The organism is Microbacterium sp. NPDC057944 (genome assembly GCF_042887445.1).
Lineage (GTDB): Bacteria > Actinomycetota > Actinomycetes > Actinomycetales > Microbacteriaceae > Microbacterium > Microbacterium natoriense.
On the sequence record NZ_JBHVPJ010000001.1, the window covers coordinates 373407 to 389952 of the forward strand.

Sequence of the window (16546 nt, forward strand, 5' to 3'; positions counted from 1 at the left end):
AGATCAGAAATGCCTCTCCGAAGCGGTCCGGAGAGGCATTTCTGATCCGCGCTGGCCTGATCGTTGGCCAGGTGAGGTCTGATCGGCGGGTCAGGCGAGAGAGGATGCGGGAGGCGGAGGCGCCGTCTTGGCCGCGTTCCAGCGTCGGCGCACGCCCGTGCTCAGACGCTCCCAGGTGCGGTCTCGGATGAAGATCGAGTCGATCGCGATCATCGTCAGCGAGAACCACGGCAGCCCCATCAGCACGGCGATGCCGATGTGGAAGGAGAGGATGCCGACCAGCGCGATGAGCCGCGTCGGACGCGTGAGCAGCGCGAGCGGGAACGCCACCTGCAGCAGGATGGATCCCCAGCTGAACGCCACGACCATGGGACCCCAGGTCGTGACGAGTTCGCTCAGCACCGGCCACGTGCCGAAGCGCATGGTGTGCAGCGGGTTGTAGACCGCGTACCCCTGCTCCCACGGCGCGCCCCCGGCCTTGAACAGCGCGCCGGATGCGTAGACGAAGCAGACCTGAGCGGTGAGCGCCACCAGCGCGAGGTTGTGGAAGACCGTGCCGAGCAGCGCGGGCTGGCTGCCGGCGGCGAACCAGTCGCCGCTCTTCGCACGGCGGCGGGCGTCGAGCGACCAGCGGGCGGCGGGGTCGGCGAAGAACAGCAGCAGCAGCGCGATGCGGAACATGTTGTCGCCCTGATCGCCGACCATGTCGTTGGCCTCGATGAAGCCCACCCACAGGCAGAAGAAGACCGGCAGCACGATGCGGAACCGCCAGCCGAGCACGAACAGCACGGCCAGCGCGGCGAGCAGCAGGTACAGCGCCGTGTAGGCGAGATCGTTGCCCATGGCCGCGTGGAACGCGCTGAAGATCCAGATCTTCGGGAAGTCGCTGACCGGCTGAGCGAGCTCGCCGTTCCACGCGGAACCCGAGCCGAAGGTGTACAGGCGGGTGCCGAAGTTCGAGGCGAGCAGGCCGAGGGCCGTGACGCCGAACAGGATGCGGGTGACCGCGAGCCCGTAGAGGGCCTTCTTGCCGTTGAACAGCCAGTCCGAGACGAACGCCGAGATCTTGTCGACGGCCGACAGCAGCATCGCCCAGAATCCCGAGATCATCGACGCGATGAAGGTCAGCAGGCGCGCGGGGAAGGACGCCTGCGGCGCCTCGGGGGCGGATGCCGGAGCATCCGTCTTCTTCACGGTCTTGGGCGCCTTCGGCGCCCGGGTGTCGACGCTCACTGCTGGGTCCTCTCGAACTGTGCACGGAAGACATCGGCGAAGTTGCCGCGGTTCTGTCCCTCTTCCTCGATCGGCGCACGCCACCCGGTGGTGGAGAACGTCGGATCGGGACGCTGGGCGTTCGGGTTGTTGCGCTCGGCGTAGGGGACCACGTTCTGCCGGCTCACCCGGTACTGCACCTTGACGACGGCATCCGCTCCCCAGATCGCGTAGGCGACCTGCGTGGCGTAGGCGGTGGCCAGGTGCTCGGCCTTCATGTACTCGACCGTTGAGGGTTTGTCGTCGCCCTCGAGCTTGTCGAACGAGCCGACCATCCAGTCCTCCCAGCCGTCCTTCGCGAAATCGAGGGCGGCGACGGCCTGCTGCTGCTCGCTGAGGTCGTTGTACGCGTTCATCTGCCCGCTCGCGACCTCGCTGGACTGGATGCCGGCGCGCGGCGGGAAGAGGTTGTAGCGGATCATCGAGAGCTCGACGTCGGTCGCGCTGACCCAGCCGGTCTCGACCTCCTCGCCGTCCTTCTCGATGACCGCGCGGACGTTGAAGTGGTAGTCCCCGTTGATCGGCTCGGGGGCGAAGACGCTCCACGACTGGCCGAACATCGGCAGCATGTAGCCGGCGAGCACGTCCTGCGTGGGGATCTCGCGCAGCGCCGAGTACGGCGCGATCCACAGGAACGACGCGAACACGTGCCACAGCGTGAACAGGCACGCGACGAAGGCGATGAGCTTCACCCACCAGGTCGGTCGTGGTCTGGTCGCGACAGCGACGGCATCCGCCTCCGTGTCGCTCGGAGCCTGATCGGTCTTCGTGCTCATAAGAGTCCTTCTCATCACTGAAGGCCGGGGCCGCCCGAAGAGGGCGACCCCGACCTGTGACAGCGTTTCTGTCTTACTCTGCTGCGGCCGTCGCGCGCTTGCGAGCGACCAGCGCCGTGCCCAGACCGAACATCAGGAGCAGGGCTCCGAGAACGATCCAGCCGTTGGGCGCCGTGCCGCCGGTGGCGGCGAGGCCGGTGGCCACGACCTTGAACGTACCCGCGACGCTACCCGACTCGGGGCCGGTGAGCGTGACGGTGTGCGTGCCGAGGTCGGTGCCGGCCGGGATCGCCCACGTGAACGTGACCGTGCCCTGAGCGTTGGCCACCTGGGTGCCCAGCGCCAGCGGGTCGGAGTTCATCACGCCGGTGACGACCTCGCCCGGCTTGAAGCCCGTGCCGACAGCGGTCTGCTGCTGGCCGCGCTCCAGCGTCGGCGACTTGATCGTGATGCCGAGCTTGCCCTGCGGGTTCGCGGCCGCCGAGGCGTTCGCGTTCGTCGAGGCGGACGCCTTCACGTCGGCGGCAGCCGCGGCCGAGGCCTCGGTCGACGCGTTCGCGTTGGCCGCAGCGGATGCCGCAGCCGAGGCATTGGCCTGGGCCTGAGCCGAAGCGGCCTGCGAGCTGTCAGCCTCGGCCGACGACTGCGCAGCCGCAGCCGCACGGGCGTTGGTCTCGCTGGTCGCGTCGGCCGATGCGCTGGTCGACGCCTCAGCCTGAGCCGTTGCTGCAGCCTGAGCCGCGGCGTTGGCGTTGGCCGTGGCCTTGGCGCTCGCCTGCGTGTCTGCGCTGGCGAGAGCGGCGGCGACCGCAGCGGCCTGGGCCGCGGCGTTGTTGTCGTTGTCCGCCTGAGCCGACGCAGCTGCCGATGCCGATGCGTTGGTGTTCACCTCTGCCGAAGCGTTGGTGGACGCCTGCGTCTGCGCACCCGGGTCAGCCGATGCGCTGGCCGCCGCGACCGCGTTCGCGGAGGCGTTGGTCGACGCATTGGTGATGGCCGCAGCCTGGGATGCCGTGGATGCGTTCGTGTTCGGGTCGGCCGTGGTCGATCCGGGTCCGTTCGCATCCGACGAAGCGTCTGCCAGCGCCGCAGCCTGAGCCGCGACCGCCGCGTTCGCGTTCGACGACGACGTCGCGTTGGCCGAAGCCGCCGGAGAGGCCGTTGCCGTTGACGTCGCCGAAGCCTGAGCGGCCGAGTTCGCGGCTGCGGTCGCAGCTGCATCGGTCGCGGCCGTGGCGTCAGCGTAGGCAGCCGCCTGAGCCGCGGCCTGAGCGACCGCTGCGGTGGACGCGTCAGCGTTCGCCGAGGCGGATGCCGACGCTGCAGCATTCGCGTTGGCCGAAGCCTCCTGCGACGCGTTGGCCGACGACGTGGCGGTCGCCGCAGCCTTCGACGAAGCCGAGGAGTTCGCGTCCGCGAGCGTCGTCGCCGCCGAATTCGACTGAGCGGATGCCTGAGCAGCCGCCGCAGCCTGAGCGTTCGCCGCCGAGGTCGAGTCCGCCGAGGCGTTGGTCGAGGCGTCCGCGGTGACCGTCGCCGCAGCCTTCGCGGCCTGGTCGGCGTTCGCCGTCGCCGCAGCCGAGGCCTGGGACGTCGCATCGGCGAGAGCCGCGGCCTGTGCAGCAGCCTGCGCTGCCGGGTCGCCGCTCGCGGTCGCGTCAGCCGACGCGGATGCCGAAGCCGCCGCGTTGGTGTTCACGTCTCCACCGCCGCCCGCGGTGATCGAGACCGTGTCGGTCGCGACGTTCTGCGGGTCCTCGTCGTCAGCCGCGGTCAGCACGTAGCCGGTACCCACGGGCGTGCCCGCCGGGATCGCGTAGACCGTGTTCGCCGGGAAGCTGCCGTCGGCCTCGACCGTGAACGTCACGGGCGTGCCGATCGTGTCGTTCGAGGCGTTGCGCAGCGTCAGAGTCACCGAGGATCCGGGAACCCAGTTCGCACCGACCACCGGCAGGTTGCTTCCGGCCTGAACCGGATCCTGCGCATCGACCGTCGGGTCGACCGCCGCGATCTCGGCCGCGCGCACCGTGGAGGAGGCGAGGTCGAGGTTCAGCGCGCCCAGCCCTGGAAGGAGCTCGAAGCTGATGGCGTTGACCGTGAACGATTCGGCGCCGAGGACTCCCGGCTCCTCCTGCTCGTTGATCGTGATCTCGACGACCTCGTTCAGCGCGTCGAACAGCGGGCTCAGCGCGGCGACGACCGGGTTGAGGATGCCGTCGAGTGCCGGGGCGAGACCGCTGGTGACCGTGGTGAGCAGCGTGCTGATGACCGGCGTGAGCGTGGTCGTGAGCAGGTTGATCACCGGCGTCGTGACGAGCGAGAGAACGCCGCCGAGCGGAATGCCCAGCAGATCTCCGTCGACGCCGACGACCGGGCTCCCGGGAATCGCGCCCGTGAGCTGGCCGAGCTTCACGTCGACGGTGATGTCGACATCGGCGTTCAGCAGGAGCGCGGTGACGTGCGCGCCGAGCTCGATGTGGAGGCTCAGGTTGTTGATCAGGTCGGTGACGACCGTCGTGACCTTAGTGGTCAGCGTCCCGAGGGCCGCGGTGACCGCGGAGGTGATCGCCGTGATCGTGGTGTCGTCGAGGACGAGCGTGTTCGGGTCGAGACCGTTGAGGTCGGTCGCCGAAGGCCCGTTGACGATCTTCGCGAGGTCGACCGAGACGAGGCCGTTCGCGAGGTTGATCGAGACGATTCCGTTGGGGTCGGCCAGCGGCTCGTTGATCAGGATGTTCGTCGCGGCGGTGATCGCCGCGTCGAGTCCGTCGATCGCGATCGTTCCGCCGCCGATCTGCACCTGCAGGACGGCCGGAACACCGAGGTTGAGGTTGACGGCGCTGACCACGGAGTCGAGGACACCGCCGGTGCCGACTGCGGCATTCAGCGTGTCTCCGACGCCGCCGAGGACGCCGCCGAGCGAGGTCGCGACGGTGCCGACGAGCGGGCTGGAGACGTTGAGCTCCAGGTCCGCGACCGTGTACTCCGAAGCGAAGGTCACGTCAGACGCGGTGCCTGTGGCGGTCGCGGTCGACGCGATCGCGCCGAGCTCGATGCCGAGGTTGTCGACGACCTGGTCGGTGATCCCCGCGACACCGAGCTGGTCGAGCACATCGGTCAGGTTCAGCTTCGCGTTGCCGTAGGCGCCGGGGTTGTTGATGTCGGTGGCGATTGTGCCGTCCTGGCTGATCGCACCGGCGCTGGCCGTCGAGGTGTTCGCCGTGGGCGACCCCGCGTACGAGTTGAGCACGCCGAGCTGACCGAGGTCGAGGAGGCCTGCGCCACCCGGACCCGAGATCAGCGGAAGCTGGAGGCCGCCGCCGAGATCGACGGTCAGCCCCTGGAGCAGAGTGACGTTGAGCGGAGTGATCTCCGGCCCGATGTCGCTCGGATTCCCGCTGACGGCCTGCGAGACATCGAGGATGTCTCCGCCGAGCAGCTCGGTGCGGATGATCTGGCCGAGTGCCTCGGAATCATCGCTCGGTGCGGCGGTGGCGCCCATGGGCACCAGCGCGCTGGTGAGGATGACAGCGCCCGCGGTTGCCGCGGCGATGCCCCCTCCGATTGCCCTGCGTCTCCGCAGGGTCTTCCCCTCAATGTTCTTCATTCGCCTCTCCCGTGTGATGCAGAACTTCGTTCGCGTCACAAGGCCCTCCCCAGGTATCGACATCGAGTCGACAGAGCGCATGCCATGCCAGTATTCCGGTACAACTCTCAGAATGTCCAGCGAATCCACAGAAAACCTCAGAAGTGAAGGATTGTGACGGGCACGGCCGCGAGGTCACCTGCCAGCTAGGCGACGTCGCGGCGTTCGTTCTGTTGGTTGCGTGAGACGAGCAGAGCCGGGCGTTGAGCTGGATCGGCTGGAAGAGTGCCTCCTCTGCCGCGCTCTCCAGGCCCAGCCGGAGGCAAGAATGACCGTAGAGTCTGTTCGATAACCGCAATGCCTCCCCTCCCGCTCCGGCACACGACGATGAAGTAGAAGCACCATGACACCCACTCCGGATTCGCTGCTCGGCATCGCATCCCGACGTGCCGCTGTCGAGGGAATCGACGAGTGGCGAGCTCTGATGCTCGTGCTCCTGGCGGAACTCCGCGATCTGGATCCGTCACCCGAACTGTCTGACGTGCACGGCGTCGCGGCCGACTACTGGGAAAACCGCTCCGGCGACCCCGAAGCCCTCTTGGCCGCAAAGAAGCGCGGCCGGGAATTCCTGGACGTCCACAAGACCGACGACATGAGAACCGTCCAGACACGCCCCGCGCGTGCCCTGCTCAGCGTGCTCGAACCGAGCGGCGACAAGGAGACGGCGTCGATGACCGCAGTGTGGGTCTGCCTCCTGTCGAGGGACCCGGGATGAGAAGACGCAAGCCCCGCCGCCCAGGCATCTTCTCGAAGGTCGCACGTGAAGCCGTTCACCGAGATCCGATCTGGCGCGATCGGTCGGACTTCATCATCGCCACGGAGATCGATCCGGGTAGTACTGGCATCGCCACCGAACAACTATGGGCCCGGAAAGTGGATGAAACTCACTTCCAGCTGTGCTGCATCCCATTCTTCGCCTATGGTCTGGCGCTGGGCGACGTCGTCGAGGTCGATGCAGACTACCTTGTGCGTCGGGTATCGGAGCCGTCCGGCCGCGGCGTCTTCAGGGTCCACCTCGATCGAGCGAACGTCGAGTTGCGCGACGAGATAGTCTTCGGACTCGCCGAACGCGGAGCGCTCGTCGAGTGGTCGTCTCAGAGCATGTTCGCCGTGAATGCACGTGATGCCGTGCATGAGCGGGAGCTCGCGGACTACCTCTTCGCCGAAGAAAGGAAAGGTCGGCTTGTCTTCGAGACGGGTGGATCGTCCAATTGAGAACCTCTCTGCAGATGGTTCGCCACGCCGACGAGGAGGCAACGTTGACTCACGATTCTGACCATGACGCTCCAGGTCTCGTCGAGCACCTCGAACGCACCCTCGGCCCGATTCGGTCCGGCTGGACGGTCGCCTCCGATGGCGCGAAGACACCGTTCCAGATCGTCCGCTTCGCGGGCGGCTTGGGCGCTGATTCCGTCGCGTACTCCACTCTCGGGCTGAGTAGGCGAGTACTGCCGTCACCCACCTCCGACCTCCGCATTCGACAGGAGCTGCTGATGCTCGCTCCTGAGGCGCTCGAGCCCGACAACGTCGCATCCTTGCTCCTCCAGGTCTGCGAGATGGCAATCGGAATGGGGCGGGCGCTGCTGCGCGGCGACGTGATCGGCCCGGCAGGTGCGCTCGTCCCCGGGTCTGAACTGACCGCGCTGTACGTCACGATGCCGACGTACTTTCCCGACGAGTTCGCGACGTACTCCGACGACGACAGTGCGATCGTCATCGCCTGGCTGGTACCGATCACCAACAGCGAAGCGGACTACGTGTCGAACCACGGCTGGGACGCCTTCGAAGACAGACTGAGCGAACAGGATCCCGATCTGGTCGACTTCCACCGCACGGCGATGATCCTGTGATCGCCTTCGAAGTCGCCTCCACCAAGCACGACGATCGCGTGGACCGAAAGTGACGGTGAGGATCGCGGCGCATCCGAATCCTGTGCATCGCCCTCGCCAGAGTGTCATGCTGAGGGCAGCTATCGATGACGTCGGCCCTGGCGAGAGCTTCGAGCAGCTCTGGACCAGGCGCGTGGGCGACGACCTCTTCGAGATCTGCTGCATCCCGTTCTTCGCCTACGACCTCGCACTCGGTGATGTCGTCCGGGCGGACGCGGGGTCCGGCTTCGTCGTCCACTCCGTCGCGCGACGATCGGGCAACGGAGTCGCTCGGGTGGCGATCGTGCGGTCCGAAGACGTCGAGGCCGTGCACTCGCGTCTTCACGACCTGATCGCCCGAACAGAGTGCCTCTGCGAGTGGTTCGCTCCCGGCTACGTCGCAATCGACCTTGAGCCGGGGCGTTCTCATGACGAGCTCTTCGAGGAGCTCGGCTGGCTCGGCGACGCTGTCGAAGTCGAGCGCATCCTGATCTGATGCGTGGGCTCAACAGCCGCAGATCCCTTCCGAGTCCGACTATCCGCGGACTAGGCTTCCCCCACTACAGCAGTGCTAGGGAGACAGTAACCCGCGCAGAACCGGCCGCACGACGGTCGCCGTCAGCCCCCGTAGCCATTCTTGTCGAGCCATTCGTCGCCGGGCACGCCGTTGAGCTCCTCGTGACCCTCCGGCACATCGAAGCGCTGCGCGGTGAGGTCGCGCGGCAGCAGGGTGAACCCCTGCCAGTGCATCTCCATGGGCGACTGGTCCTCGTCGCGCGGCACGTGGTGGAAGCCGATCGCGACCCAGGAGACGACGTCGTCGAGCGACTCCCGTGATCCGCGCTGCACGAAGTCGTTCACGCCGTCTCCGCAGCCGAGGACGGCGTTGCGGGTGGCGTAGAGCTGGCAGTCCTGCGCGTTCGTGAAGGCGACGTCGTAGCCGGCATCCTCCCCGTGCGAATGGTCCTCGACGAAGGTGAACGAGTCGCTGCGTTCCAGATCGATCTGGTACGAGATCGGATGCCCGTCGCCATTGAGCACACCGGGCGCGAGCACGCGCCACCAGCGGCGATCGATCCACTCGGCGGTCGCGGGGTTGGGGAGCGGGGTGATCGTGCCCTCCACGACGGGCGACTGCGGGCCGCTCTCCCCCGTGGGCGAGGCGTCGTACTGCTCGACCGCCATGCCCTTCTCTCCGCCGAGCGCCCAGTGCACGCGCCACACGGCGTTGTGCGAGTGACTGGCGGCGTGGTCGTGATCGCCCTCGCCGACGGCCGAGCCGTGGTCCTCGTCGGCGTAGTCGAAGGGCGAGAGATCGCCCGTCGCTCCCAGACGGACCCCGATCGAGCCGTCGGCGCCGAACACGTACTGCGTGACGTACTCGTACCAGCCCACGCGCGACACCGTGGAGAGCTGCCAGTCGGTGGTGCGGGCCACCGCGGGGGCGACGAGTTCGCTCGAATGATAGGCGAGGCCGCCGTCGACGACCTCGGAGCACAGCACCTCGCGGGTGCGGGTCTTGCCGTACGTGCCGTCGCCCGCATCGGGGATGTCGGCGGCGAGCCGGTCGCCGATGCACGACTCCTTCTCGAGCGTCTTCATCTTCGTGCCCCCGAAGCCCGACTCCGTGATGTCGCTCGTGAGCCGATCACCGGTGTCGTACGGCACCTCGAGCTGCGAGATCGTGACCGAGGAGATCACGCTGATCGGCTTCCCGCCCGGCGGTGCGATGTGCACATCCGACAGGACAAGACCGAAAGCGGGGTCGACCGACCAGCACATCGACCAGGTCGCCCCGCTGGAGAGCGTCTTCGCGAGCTCCTGGCCGTCCCCGCAGTCCAGGTCGGCGACGGCCGACGCGGCGGGCACCGGCGCGGCGCTCCCGTCGGGCGTCTGCGGCACGGCATCCGTGCACGCGGCGAGCGCCAGCATCCCGACCATCGCCATGGCCGCCGTCCACTGCACGCGCGTTCTCATCTCTCTCCTGACAGACATCTCTCGTACGTGGACGCAAAGGATGGTGGCGACCCGACAGGCGGGCCGCCACCATCCTTTCCTTCCTGTTACAGCTGGTCGGTCACCACGCCGCGTCGGCGGATGATGAGGACGGAGGCGCCCAGGGCGATGAGGATGATCGCCAGGGGCACGTACACCCCGGGCTCACCACCCGTCGTCGCCAGGCCGCCGCCGCGGGAGGTGATCGACAGGGTGACGGATGCCGCGTTGCCCGCGCCGTCCGTCGCGACGATCTTGTGGACACCGGGGGCGGTGCCTGCGGGGATCTTCACGGAGACCGTGAAGCCGCAGTTCGCGCCGACCGGGACCGAGAGCGACGAGGCCAGCACGGCCTTGCCGTCCGCGTCGTACAGCTGCACCGTCGCCGTGCCGCCGGCCGCGAAGCCGGTGCCCGTCACGGTCACCGTCGATCCGGCCGCAGCCGAGGTCGGGGAGACCGTGACGGTCGGGTTGGTGCAGACCGCGGTCGCGGCTGCGACCGTCAGCGGGGCCTCGATGTCGGCGCCGTTGTCGTCGGCGGCCGTGATCGAGTAGGCGCCGGGAGCGGCGGATGCCGGCACCGGAACCGCGGTTCCGGCGGGCAGCGCGCCCGCTCCGTCGGTGTCTTCGACCACGGGGTCGCCCACGGGGTCGCCGGCGCCGTCGGTCAGCTGCAGCGTGACCTCGGAGTTCGGCACCCAGCCGTCGGAGGTGACCGCCGACGATCCGCCGGCCGGAACCGGGGAGACCGCCAGCAGTCGCGGAGCGTAGACGGCCACTGGGGCGGATGCCTCGTTGTCGCCGTCGTCCGTGCCGACGATGGTGTAGGTGCCTGCCGTGGCGGCGGCGGGTACCGGGACGGTGGTGCCTGCCGGGATGCTGCCATCCCCGCCGGCGGTCACCTCCACCGGGTCGCCGACCGGGTCACCCGCGGGGTCCGTGAGCTGGAGGCTCACGGGTGCCGCGGCATCCCAGCCCGCCGACGTGACCGTCGACTGACCGCCGGCCGGAACCGGAGACGTCGCCGTCAGCGTCGGAGCGGTGCCCGCCGCCTCGACCTCGACCACAGCCGAGACCTCAGCGCCGTTGTCGTCCGTGCCGACCACCGAGTAGGTGCCCGCCGCGGCGCCGGTGGGGACCGGGACCGTGGTGGCCGCGGGGATCGCACCCGTGCCGTCAGCGATCACGTTCACCGGAGCGCCCACGGGGTCGCCCGCACCGTCGGTCAGCTGGAGAGCCACCGCCGAGTTCGGCTGCCAGCCCGCCGACGTCACCGTCGTCGCGCCGCCGGCCGTGACCGGGGAAGTCGCGCTGATCGTCGGAGCGTAGATCGACAGCGGAGCGGATGCCTCGGCGCCCTCTCCGTCCGAACCCTCGATCGTGTACGCGCCCGCCGGGGTGCCCGCGGGAACCGGGACCGTGGTGCCGTCCGGGACGTTGCCGTCGCCGTCCGCCGTCATGACCACCGGAGCACCGACCGGGTCGCCGCCGGCGTCGGTCAGCTGGAGCGTGACCGTCGCACCGGGCTCCCACCCGCTGGACTCGATGTCCGACTCTCCTCCGGCCGGAACCGGAGAGGATGCCGTCAGCACCGGAGCACCGGCCGCCACGACCTCGATCGTGTCGGAGGCATCCGCGCCGTTGGCATCCGTGCCGACCACCGCGTAGTCCGTTCCCGCCGGGGTGCCGGCGGGAACGGTCAGCGTGGTGGCTGCCGGGATCGCTCCCGTGCCGTCTGCGGTCACCGGGAGGCCGGAGCCCACCGGGTCGCCGGCGCCGTCGGTCAGCTGGAGCGTGACCGTGGAGCCGGGCAGCCAGCCGGTGGACGTCACCGTGGTGGCGCCGCCGGCCGTGACCGGAGAGGTGGCGGAGAGCACCGGGGCGTAGACCGACAGCGGGGCGGATGCCTCGTTGCCGAACTCGTCCTGGGCGTCGACCGTGTAGTCGCCGGCGGTCGCGTCATCCGGGATCGGCACCGCGGTGCCGGTCGGAAGAGCGCCCGTGGCGTCGACGGTGACGGGCACCGGGGCGCCGACGGGGGTGCCGCCGTCGTTCAGCTGGAGCGTGACATCGGATGCCGGAACCCAGCCGGTCGAGGTGACCACGGTCTCGCCGCCGGCCGGAGCCGGTGACGTGGCCGACAGGGTCGGGGTGAGCACCGCAGCGGTGACCTCGAGCGGTGCCGAGACCTCCACGTCGTTCTCATCCGTCGCCACCACCGTGTAGTCGGCGCCGGGGGTCACCGTCAGCGGAACGGGGACGGTCGTTCCGGCCGGGACGTTGCCGTCGCCGTCCGTCGTGACGTCCACCGGAGCGCCGACGGGGTCGCCTGCGCCGTCGGTGAGCTGGAGGCTCACCGTGGTCGCGGGCACCCAGCCCTCGGAGGTGACCGTGGTGGTGCCGCCAGCCGGAACCGGAGACGTCGCCGTGATCGACGGGTCGATCGCGGTGGGGTCGACCGTCACGGGATCGGTGATCTCCGCGCCGTTGTCGTCCGTGCCCACGATCTCGTAGTCGCCCAGTTCCGCATCAGCGGGGATCTCGACGCACGTTCCGGCCGGGACGGCGCCTGCGGCATCCGTCGTCACCGTCACGGGCGCGCCGACGGGGTTCCCGTCCGCGTCCCTCAGCTGCAGCGTGACCTGCGTGTCCGGCAGCCAACCGCCCGACGTGACGTCCGAGCAGTAGCCGGGAGCCACGGGGGACTCCGCATCCAGCGTCGGCGCGTAGACCACGAGCGGGGCCGAGACCTCGACGTCGTCCTCGTCCGTCGCGACCACCGTGTACGGACCGGCGACGGCGTCAGCCGGAACCGGGACCGTGGTGTCGGCCGGGAACGAGCCGGTGCCGTCGGTCGTGACCGGGACCGGGGCGCCCACCGGATCACCCGCACCGTCGGTCAGCTGGAGCGTGACCGTCGAGTTCGGGTTCCATCCGTCGGACGTCACCGTGGTCTCGCCGCCGGCCGGAGCCGGAGACGTCGCCGCGATCGTCGGGTTGATGCCCGCCACCGTCACCTCGACGGTGTCGGACACCGTCGCCGTGCCGTCGGTGGCGTCGACCGCGTAGTCCGTGCCGGGCGTGGTGTCGGCCGGGACAGGGACGACCGTGCCGGCCGGGATCGCGCCCGTGCCGTCGGCGATCACGTTCACCGGGGCGCCGACCGGCGCGTTCGTGCCGTCCGTCAGCTGCAGCGTGACCGCCGAGTTCGGCAGCCAGCCCGAGGACGTCACCGCGGAGGTGCCGCCTGCCGGAACCGGGGACGCCGCGTCGATGACCGGCGCGTACACCGTCACCGTGTCGGACGCCTCGTTGCCGCCGAGATCGGTGCCGACGACCGTGTAGTCGCCGCCCGCCGAACCTGTGGGCACGGGGACCGTGGTGCCGGTGGGGACGTCGCCGTCGCCGTCGGTCATCACGAGCACCGGAGCGCCGACGTCCGCGCCGCCGGGGGCCTGCAGCTGCAGACTCACCTGCGAACCGGGGATCCAGCCGCCGGAGGTCACCGTGGTGGTGCCGCCGGCCGGGACCGGAGACGTCGCCGACAGCGTCGGGGTGATCACCGCGGCGGTCACCTCGACCGGTGCGGAGACCTCGGCGCCTGCGGCGTCGGTGCCCACGACCGAGTAGTCGGTGCCAGGGGTGGTGGTGATCGGGACCGGGATGGTCGTGCCGGCCGGAACTGCGCCTGTGCCGTCGGTGGTCACCGGGACCGCCGCGCCCACGGGGTCGCCCGCTCCGTCGGTGAACTGCAGCTCCACCGCGGAGTTCGGCTGCCAGCCGGACGACGTCACCGTCGTCGAGCCGCCGGCCGGGACCGGGGAGGATGCCGTGAGCACCGGAGCGTAGACGGTCAGCGGCGCCGAGGCGTTGTTGCCGTCGGGATCCGTGCCGACCACGGTGTAGGCGCCCGCAGGAGATCCTGCAGGAACCGGGACGGTCGTGCCCGCGGGCACCGCGCCGGTGCCGTCGGTGGTCACGACCACCGGGCTGCCGACATCTGCACCGCCGGGGCCCTGCAGCTGCAGGCTGACCAGCGATGCCGGGTTCCAGCCGTCCGAGGCCACCGTGGTGGTGCCGCCGGCCGGAACCGGAGACGTCGCTGTGAGGGTCGGGGTGAGGGCCGCATCGTCGACGGTCACCGTGTCGGTGACCTCCGCGCCGTTGCCATCGGTTCCGACCACCGGGTAGTCGCCCTCGGGCGTCGCGGCCGGGATCGTGAGGCAGGTGCCGGCGGGCACGTCGCCCGCAGCATCCGTCGTCACCGGAAGCGCGGCGCCGATGGCCGTGCCTCCGCCGTCCGTCAGCTGGAAGCTGACCGGCGAGTTCGGGAGCCAGCCGCCCGACGTGATCGCCGTGCAGTCGCCCGGTGCGACCGGGGACTGCGCGTCGAGCGTCGGGGAGTAGACCTCGAGCGGCGCCGAGACGGTGTTGTCGTCGAGATCCGTGCCGACCACCGTGTAGGTGCCGGCGGGCGAGCCCGCAGGGATCGTGACGGTGGTGCCGGTGGGGACGTCGCCGTCGGCGTCGGTCATCACCAGCACCGGGGCGCCGATGGGGTCGCCTGCGGGATCCGTCAACTGGAGCGAGACCTGGGAGGTCGGGTTCCATCCACCGGATGTGACCGTCGTGTCACCGCCGGCCGGAGCAGGCGAGGTGACCGAGAGGGTCGGCGTGAGAGCGCCGATCTCGACGGTGATCGTGTCGGTGATCTCGGCCCCGTTGGGGTCGGTGCCGACGACCGTGTAGTCGCCTTCGGGGGTTCCCGCCGGGATCGGCACGCAGGTGCCGGCCGGGAGGTTACCGGAGGCGTCAGAGGTCACGACCACGGGAGCGCCGACGGCGGTGCCGCCCGCGTTCTCCAGCTGGAGGGTGATCTGCGTGTTCGGCAGCCAGCCGCCCGAGGTGATCGCCGAGCAGGTGCCGGGACCGGCCGGAGACTGCGCGTCGAGCGAAGGCGCGTAGATCACAACCGGAGCGGTGACGTCGTCGCCGCCGGGGTTCGTCCCGACGATCGTGTAGTCGCCCGCCGTCGCGTTTCCGGGGATCGGCAGCGCGGTGCCGGCCGGGATGCAGCCGGTGGCGTCGGTGGTCACGGTCAGCGGGGCGCCGACGGCCGTGCCGCCCGCGTTCTCCAGCTGGAACGTGATCGCCGTGTTCGGAGCCCAGCCGCACGAGGTCAGCGTCGACGAGCCGCCGGCCGGAGCCGGAGACGTCGCCGTCAGCGCCGGAACCGCGAGCCCGCAGGCATCCACCCGGACGCCCGCGTTGCCCACGTTGAACCGGGCGAGACCGCCGACGACGCCGAGACTCAGCGCGGACACCTCGAGACCGGAGGTCAGTGCAGCTCCGCCGCCCGGAGGCGTGCAGGTCTCGGTGACCTGGCGGTTCAACTGCGCCGAGAACACGTTGTTCGCGATGAGATCGAGGAACGGATCGACCGCGGCGCGTACCGGCACCGTGATGAGGTCGGTCTTGACCAGCGTGAAGGCGTCGTACAGCGGGTTGTTCCCATCGGCGATGATCGGGCCGAGGGTGGCCGCCGCGATGCCCGCGGCCGTCCTCGCCGTCGCGATCAGCGGGCAGGTGACGAAGTCGAACGCCGCCGGGGTGCAGAAGCTGTTCGTGATGGCCCCGGTGAGGTCCATCGTCCATCCTGCTGTCGTGCCGGTGGCCGCGGTGACCGCGACGTTGATCTTGAGCGCCTGCAGAGACTGGACCGCAGCATCCGTCGCGACCTCGAGCACCTTCTCGATGACGTCGTGCACGCTCGACGCGATGAACGGGTACGTCGTGCTGTCGATCAGCTCGGTGTTCGGGTCCTGGTTGTTGATGCCGACCGGGCGGTTCGGGATCACGCCGTCGTCGTTGCCGCCGATGCGACCGACGTCGACCGTGATGGTCCCCGCGCCGATGTCGATCGTCGCGAGTCCGTCGTCGGTCGTGATGGGCGAGAGCACGACCGCGTTCAGCACGTCCTGCGTCAGCGTCGACTGCACGGTCGTGTTGATGGTCATGCCCGGAAGCAGCGCGCCGAGCCCGAGGGTCGTGTTGACGAGGCCCACCACGCTCTGCTCGAGCGACGCCGTCGCGCTGCTGACGCCGTCGGCCGCCTGCTCGATCACGGGCGAGTGGATGACGATCTTCGCGTCGCCGACCCGGTACTGGCCGAGTCCGCCGACCCCGTCGGGATTCTGGATCACGCCGTCGATGGCCTGCGCCCACGCCCCGCCAAGGCCGAACGAGAAGTCCGCCTGGTCGATCGCCAGGTCGGTGATGCCGTCGACGCCCGCCGCGCTGAACAACGACAGCAGATCGATGTCGGCCGTTCCGAAGTCGGCATTCTGCCCGTCGAGGGTCAACCCGCCGTCTCCGCCCGCGATGCCCGAGATGCCCTCGCCGTTCCTGCCGTCGGTGGCCGTGGACTCGCTGAGGAGGACACCCGCCTGACCGAAGTCGATGAACTGGTCGAGCGGGAGGCTGATGCCTCCGCCGAAGTCGACGATCTCGCCGCCGAGGATCGAGCCCGCGAAGGGCTTCCGCTCCGTGCCGGGGTTCGAGACCGACCCCTTGTTCGAGTGGGCGAGGCCGAGGATGTCGGCTCCGCCGAGGGTGACTTCGGCGATGCTCGCCTCGGCCTCCGTCGGATCACTCGGATACGTGTCGAGTCCCGCGGCTGACGCGGCGCTCGAGGCGAACAGTACTCCTACGATGCCGAAGGCCACTCCGGTAACGAGCTGCGGCAGCCTGAGCCGCCGTGCCGTTGTCCGTTCGACCTCCGCCTTTCCTCCATGTTCACGCATGAACATTCCCTCCTCATCCGATTTCGCATGAGGCAGGCTCCCCCCCAGGAACCAGCGATACTCGCTGACGGGATCCCTCCCTTACGAGGGATTCTGAGGGTTGCCTGAGAGCCCGTCAAGACCCAGTTCGGCAACTGGTTGCCAGCATGGCTCCGGTGATCGCGGCACGGGGACATCGACTTCCGC

General features: G+C 69.6%; 9 protein-coding genes. 4 read left to right on the plus strand and 5 right to left on the minus strand.

The window, feature by feature from the left end; all coding sequences use genetic code 11:
* Positions 1–90 precede the first annotated feature (90 nt).
* From ACFVRO_RS01710 to ACFVRO_RS01720, 3 genes are all read right to left on the minus strand, one after another.
* A complete protein-coding gene (locus ACFVRO_RS01710) occupies positions 91–1233 on the minus strand; it encodes an HTTM domain-containing protein (protein WP_386948560.1) in 1143 nt (380 codons plus the stop codon).
* Positions 1230–2048 carry a DUF5819 family protein gene (locus ACFVRO_RS01715; RefSeq protein ID WP_386948562.1) on the minus strand — a complete coding sequence of 273 codons (819 nt, stop codon included), beginning with the start codon at positions 2046–2048 and terminating at the stop codon, positions 1230–1232. Before ACFVRO_RS01715 ends, ACFVRO_RS01710 begins: the two co-directional genes overlap by 4 nt.
* A gap of 73 nt (positions 2049–2121) precedes the next feature.
* Positions 2122–5655, minus strand: coding sequence for a choice-of-anchor G family protein (locus tag ACFVRO_RS01720; protein WP_386948565.1), 3534 nt, complete (start codon positions 5653–5655; stop codon positions 2122–2124).
* Positions 5656–6037: 382 nt separating this feature from the next.
* Here ACFVRO_RS01720 and ACFVRO_RS01725 point away from each other — a divergent pair, with 382 nt between their 5' ends.
* From ACFVRO_RS01725 to ACFVRO_RS01740, 4 genes are all read left to right on the plus strand, one after another.
* Positions 6038–6409: a hypothetical protein gene (locus tag ACFVRO_RS01725; protein WP_386948568.1), complete on the plus strand. Its 372-nt coding sequence runs from the start codon at positions 6038–6040 to the stop codon at positions 6407–6409.
* Positions 6406–6909 (plus strand): DUF4265 domain-containing protein, encoded by a 504-nt coding sequence (locus tag ACFVRO_RS01730; RefSeq protein WP_386948571.1) that lies wholly within the window; start codon positions 6406–6408, stop codon positions 6907–6909. Before ACFVRO_RS01725 ends, ACFVRO_RS01730 begins: the two co-directional genes overlap by 4 nt.
* 44 nt (positions 6910–6953) lie before the next feature.
* Positions 6954–7544, plus strand: a complete 591-nt coding sequence (locus ACFVRO_RS01735) for a suppressor of fused domain protein (protein WP_386948574.1) — start codon at positions 6954–6956, stop codon at positions 7542–7544.
* Positions 7545–7650: 106 nt separating this feature from the next.
* On the plus strand, positions 7651–8058 hold the full coding sequence (locus tag ACFVRO_RS01740) for a DUF4265 domain-containing protein (protein WP_386948576.1): 408 nt from the start codon (positions 7651–7653) through the stop codon (positions 8056–8058).
* A gap of 122 nt (positions 8059–8180) precedes the next feature.
* Here ACFVRO_RS01740 and ACFVRO_RS01745 read toward each other — a convergent pair whose 3' ends face one another.
* Both ACFVRO_RS01745 and ACFVRO_RS01750 read right to left on the minus strand, forming a co-directional pair.
* Positions 8181–9539 carry a copper amine oxidase gene (locus ACFVRO_RS01745; RefSeq protein ID WP_386948578.1) on the minus strand — a complete coding sequence of 453 codons (1359 nt, stop codon included), beginning with the start codon at positions 9537–9539 and terminating at the stop codon, positions 8181–8183.
* 86 nt (positions 9540–9625) lie between these two features.
* Complete coding sequence (locus ACFVRO_RS01750; RefSeq protein WP_386948580.1) at positions 9626–16360, minus strand: hypothetical protein; 6735 nt, start codon at positions 16358–16360, stop codon at positions 9626–9628.
* Between the last annotated feature and the right edge of the window lie 186 nt (positions 16361–16546).